The organism is Bradyrhizobium betae (genome assembly GCF_004123905.1).
Taxonomy (GTDB): domain Bacteria; phylum Pseudomonadota; class Alphaproteobacteria; order Rhizobiales; family Xanthobacteraceae; genus Bradyrhizobium; species Bradyrhizobium betae_A.
On the sequence record NZ_MZXW01000052.1, the window covers coordinates 1 to 5,163 of the forward strand.

Here is a 5,163-nt window from a genome sequence, read left to right on the forward strand (position 1 = left end):
CTCGCCTACCTCACCGACGTCCTGACCAGGATCGTCAACGGACATCCAAACCGCGACATCGACCTGCTACTGCCCTGGGCCTACCGCGCTCAAGCCCTCAAAGCCGTGGCCTGACAGCGACGCTTACGCTGTATCAGCATCGCCCTGAAGTGAATCTGGACTGCGTGGCGGATCGCGGGGCTGCGGCTAAAAGCGGCGTGGAATCGCGATGCGGGGATTCTTGAGGCGACGCCCGCGGCACGAACGATGGCGGTAACGGCCGCAGAGGAGGGCCCCAGCACGGAAAGAGTGCCTACTGCTCCCTCGCGTCCGATCGCGGCGCTGGCGACGGTCTGCCCGTTCGCCATGTCGATCATCACCGAAATGGCGCCACTATGAGGGAAGAGGACGTGCTCGGTCTGGTCACCCGCCCGCGAGATGACCGCGTCCCGATCGAGCGCGACCATCTCCAGCTCCGGTGCCAGCAGATCGAGATCCGCCACCGGTAGTGCTGCGAGAAGTCGGTTACCAATTGCGCTGGGAAGCGTCACCGAAACCTGCAGCCAACCATCCGCCGCATCGCATGTCGAGCGTCATGAGGCGGCAAATTCAAACCTCGTTTGAATCCGCCCAAGCTTCGCGCTCCGAAATCCCATTCAGCTGCGGAAGCTCTCAATCTCAAGAACAAAACTCCAAACACACACGGCGCGAGGCGAATTCTCGTCTCGTTGGATCATTGTGGACTTAGATCACAGCGCTAAGCGGCACAATTGCAAAATGCGTATGGGTAACACCATAGGGAGTTCCAATTTTCGGGGCGCGGCAAACGTTGAGTGAAAGAGTGTTGCGCGAAGCGGACCGCGATCAGTTAGGTGATGATGCGCAGAAGCTAACTGGAAGCGGGCGTATAGGAACTCCGCCAGACGATCTGTGCTCACCAAAGAATCCGCGACAAGCTGAGTCTGCTCGACTGTGAGGCAAGCCTCTTTGAGACGAACTGGCAATCTTGCGCGTGCGACTATCCAGTTCGGACGAAAAGAAGCGTTATCACGAGCAGACCGCAGCGCGAAGGCTATGGCTGCGCCTTAATGAGTCCGCGTCCTAAAGAGGCTCGCGCCTTCCTGCTCGTTCGACGCTTATTTCACGTCGCCGTGTGAAGACCATGACGAGATGGGTATCTCCTTAGATTGCCGAGCGGGCGTTACTTGCGTCGCCGACGAATATCCGCGGTGTCGAGCGCTCTTTGAACGAGCCTCGCTTCTTCGGTCGCCCCCTGGGCTATCTGCTCCCAAACGCGATTGTTCAGGTCATTGGCGAGAACGCGGTACGGACGATTCAAATTTTGGATTCGGGACCGCGCGTCATCGTGAATCGCTCTCAGCTCTACAACTTCAGAGAATCGCCGAACCAACATTCCCAGAGCGGCCTTGCGAAAATGCTCATCTGGATCGTACGGGGCGGTCTCCCTTTGGCCTGCAGCGGCCAGGCGCGCATGTTCTTGAGCCGCCAGGATATCCAGCCTTTCAGCGTCGCGCAGCGATATCGCGGGAAGCGGAGGAGGCTGATTTGTCTGCGTCAGATCGTGCTTGGTTGCCATGTTCGTATAAGCTTCTTGGAAGTGTTTTTGCGACGGATCGTCCCAGGACGCGGGATTCCGTGAAACCGGGTCGTATTCGTCGATGTGTACGACCATCTGTGACACGGCCAATCCCCGCCAGCTATCCGTGCGGGATTTTGCATTGTCTACCGCCTTCTCAATTTCGGCAAAAAGGGCATTTTGTTCGTAGTCGGCGTGGCCAGGGTGAGCCGAGTCGACCAACGGCAGATGTGCCGACGTCGCGTGACTTTCGAAGACCGATGCCGGGTCGTAGTGAGCAGACGTGTCGGGATAGCCGTTGGGCTCGAAGCTAGGATCCGCAGCTGTTTCATGCCCGTGGTCTGGCGGGGCGTGCTGGTCGCCCACATGTGGGTCCTGGCCGCCGCCCTGATCCTGCCAATCGTGATGATCTCGAAGGTGGACGTCGTCGCTCTGCGACTGAGCCTCCACACGGCGCCGATGATCGTCCTGGATCTGTTGGTCCGCCAAAACGTGCGCTTCATAGGCGTGTTGCGCTTGTAGGACCAACTCGTCGTGGACCTGAGCCTGATGCAGTTCCTCTATGGCGTGGTAGTCGTTCGGGTTCGCTGGCGTGTCATGGTGGGAGTCGAAGACAGAAAGGGGATCCTGTTCATGATGGCTGGTCTGTTGCAGGCCCTCGTGGACATCTGTTGTGCCGTGCAAACCCGCCACATCCTCGTGACCTGGAGGATTAAAGACCGCTAACGGATCGTCGACTTGCGACGGCTCGCTGTGTATCGGCTGACCATCATCGTCATGGGCGTGTTCGAAAAGAGACGCCGGATTGTCCAGGTGCTCGGAAGCTGCGCCGGTCGCGTGCGGGTCTTCGTGATCCGCAGGTGCCAAGGCTTCAAGGTGAGCCGGACCATCGTAGTGAGCTACGGGTCCCCCGGGATGTTCTTCCACGTGTGAAATGTCCGCGACCGTCGAGATTTCCAGATGGGCATGAGAAGGATCGATCAGGGCAAACGGGTCGTGAATGCTGTATCCGTCGCCGTCGTCGCCATGATGGCCTGCCGTTTCTGGGGGCGGTTGGGATACATGCTCGTGATTTCCGGTTCCAGTGGCCGCCGCTGAAGCCTCATCGTGGTGCCCTTGTTCCACGATTTGACCCGGGTCGTCGTGATGGTTGGGATCGAAGACAACCGTAGGATCGTCCGGCAGCAATAGGTGAGACCCATCGCCATTGAGTTGATCGTGATCAACCATCGTGGACGCGTCGGTCGAGAAATTTTGGTCGAATATGGCCGCAGGGTCGTCCTGGGGGTGAAAGCTGTCTCTCAAATCATCGGTTTGTGGATCCGGCAGAAGCGGGTGATCGAAGAAGGCAGGATCGTGCGGGATTAGCTCTTCGTGGATCTGTTGTACGAGGCTGTCATGCACGAGCGCCGCTGCGTGGTCGACGTTTTCGACCTGGACGTGGTCAATCTGCTGCTCGTGGACGAGATGATCGTACGGAATGTGGTCGTCGTCGGGAGCCATGGCTGCATCCCCTTCACGAGGTCGTGTGTGTTGAAGCTTAGAAATAAACCCTAAGATTGTTACCACTAGAGCGGTTATTTTAGTGCAACAACTCCTTTTTGCAACCTGTCCGCCGCGTGTTACGGCGACCGTTGCATGATTGCTGGAGAAGGTCATGCCGCCTCCGACACAAGATCCTTCATTAGTTTTGAGAAATTTTGCAGTCCAGCGGCATCTATCTACTCAGACCGCGGCCGCAGCAGTTGACAGCGTTGCACGAGCCGATGCGTCAAGAAAACTGGCGCAGGAGGCACGCACTGACGCTCAAGCGGTCAACGGGATGGTTAGCGCTATCCATGCACAACGACGCGCGGGCCAGAAGGTGCTTCCCCGCCGTGAGTACCCTGCGGTACCGGCCGAGATCGAGGACACTTCGTTCTTTTCGGGTTGGCGACCGACAGGCGAGTCATCCTTCCCAGATGTGGTTTCTATGCTGAAAGCTAAGCGGGCCTCTGGTCAGCTGAACGAACAAACTTACGCTCAGGTCGTCAAAGTGATTACCGACGCGCTTCGCGGCGATGCCAAGTCGATGGCCGCCTTATCAAAGGGATTTTGGGCGGGGACGGCGGGGTTCCCGGTTTCGATGTCTTGGTACTACATTTGCTTCACCGAAGCATGTCTCCTTAGTGGAATTAAGGGGTTCTCCTCCGAGAACGAGTTGCCCGAATTCCTTCGATCCCTCGCTGTCGCGCAATGGCCGTCCGATGCGGTCGAGGCATTCGTGGCCGCGGGACGACAAGAGATCTTAAACAGAAGGCGCGGCCACCCTCTTGTGCGGGCCGGATGCTGGATGATGGAGCAGCGCAACTCGGGGGTGGCGCCCGTTATCTACAGGACCGTTCTTTATGAAGATCAGTGGGCGCTTGGATACGCAGGTATTGGAAAGGGTGCCGCAACTCAGGTTCTGGAACGGCAGCTCCGTCAGCTCGAGGGCAGTCTCAACTTCGGCAATATGGCTTTTGCGCAACAACTTCGGCAGTTGATGCAATTCGCATTCGAGGGCCAATGGGCCTACACGCCCGGCGCAGGGCGGAAATTTCAGTTGTCGATTCGGCTTTCAAATCTCGGGGAAGCTCAGTTCGAGTCTCAGAGCGACTTTGAATTTACTGTTCTAGGTTGGCGTCAGAATGAAAACGGCGGTTACACACTTCACGCGCAGGAAAAAGCGACCGGTGAGTGGTTCTTGCATCATCTACCCGAGCACAATAGCGCTCCTGATGAGTTTCTGAAGAAAGATGTTGAGGGCCGCCGACCCAAGATGGGCGCTGCGGGAAAGGCCGTTTTATTCATTATGTTAGCCGCCCTTGGTCTCGGTGGCTTTTTCTTGATACTGAAGCTTTGGCAGTTCTGGATTATAATGGAGCAGTTATCAAACGCCCTACGTGGAATTCAATAATCGTTGCTTGTTCGTCGCTGCGAAGCTGGCCTCATCACGCTGCAATTGCATCAGGCGTGAGACTGCCTAGGCGACGAACTTAATAGACGAACAGTCGGTCCTGCCGACGACAGGGCGATTCCTGGTCGATAAGAAAGAGCTATCGACGATCTTGCCGGTCGACGGGCCAGACCAGCATCACTTCGCGTTTGCCTTGATTAGGAAGGCAATCGCGTCGCGCGCATTTACAGTGGTCTCCGCATCATCGAAAACGAAGAACGCACCCCCACCAAGCTCTGCTTGACCCGCCGTCTTGACGCAAGGCTTCGCGTGTCGACACTGAAGCACCACCACGTTGGGGGTGCATCCCTCGCCACATTCGTTCGGGAAAAGGAAAGAACCTTGAGTGGTGCCGAGGCTCACTCTTTCAAGATCCGCATAGGAAGTTTCAACGCGATCCTGCGTCGCCTCCGTCTCAACAGTGTTCGTTCCCCGATGATAAATTCTTAAGGTTCGGTTGCCAGATGACTGAGAACGTCTTAGCACTACTTTGGCAGATTATTTGATTTTGTCGCGTTTTATAGGATTCCCGAATCGATTTTTCAATGATTCATGGGTGGTCGGCTCTTGGAGGGCTGACCATGCCGGGATGGGAAGACGAACTCGAACG

The 5,163-nt window shown here is 56.9% G+C and carries 4 protein-coding genes; 2 read left to right on the forward strand and 2 right to left on the reverse strand.

Annotated features, from left to right (window positions below; translation table 11 throughout):
- The coding region (locus tag B5V03_RS35095) for a transposase domain-containing protein (protein ID WP_143274074.1) at positions 1-114 on the forward strand (114 nt) is incomplete at its 5' end.
- On the opposite strand, the gene B5V03_RS35100 is transcribed toward B5V03_RS35095, so the two are convergent.
- Together B5V03_RS35100 and B5V03_RS35105 are read right to left on the reverse strand one after the other, a co-directional pair.
- On the reverse strand, positions 90-482 hold the full coding sequence (locus tag B5V03_RS35100; protein ID WP_245502444.1) for a Crp/Fnr family transcriptional regulator: 393 nt from the start codon (positions 480-482) through the stop codon (positions 90-92). The two genes, B5V03_RS35095 and B5V03_RS35100, sit on opposite strands and share 25 nt — an antisense overlap.
- 698 nt (positions 483-1,180) lie before the next feature.
- Positions 1,181-3,079 (reverse strand): hypothetical protein, encoded by a 1,899-nt coding sequence (locus tag B5V03_RS35105; protein WP_129274963.1) that lies wholly within the window; start codon positions 3,077-3,079, stop codon positions 1,181-1,183.
- Positions 3,080-3,233: 154 nt separating this feature from the next.
- Here B5V03_RS35105 and B5V03_RS35110 point away from each other — a divergent pair, with 154 nt between their 5' ends.
- Positions 3,234-4,514 carry a hypothetical protein gene (locus tag B5V03_RS35110; protein WP_129274964.1) on the forward strand — a complete coding sequence of 427 codons (1,281 nt, stop codon included), beginning with the start codon at positions 3,234-3,236 and terminating at the stop codon, positions 4,512-4,514.
- The last annotated feature ends 649 nt before the right edge of the window (positions 4,515-5,163 follow it).

Coding starts and splice junctions, on each gene's coding strand:
- B5V03_RS35105 (WP_129274963.1), bottom strand. CDS start 3,079: ATGGCTCCCGACGACGACCACATTCCGTACGATCATCTCGTCCACGAG.
- B5V03_RS35110 (WP_129274964.1), top strand. CDS start 3,234: ATGCCGCCTCCGACACAAGATCCTTCATTAGTTTTGAGAAATTTTGCA.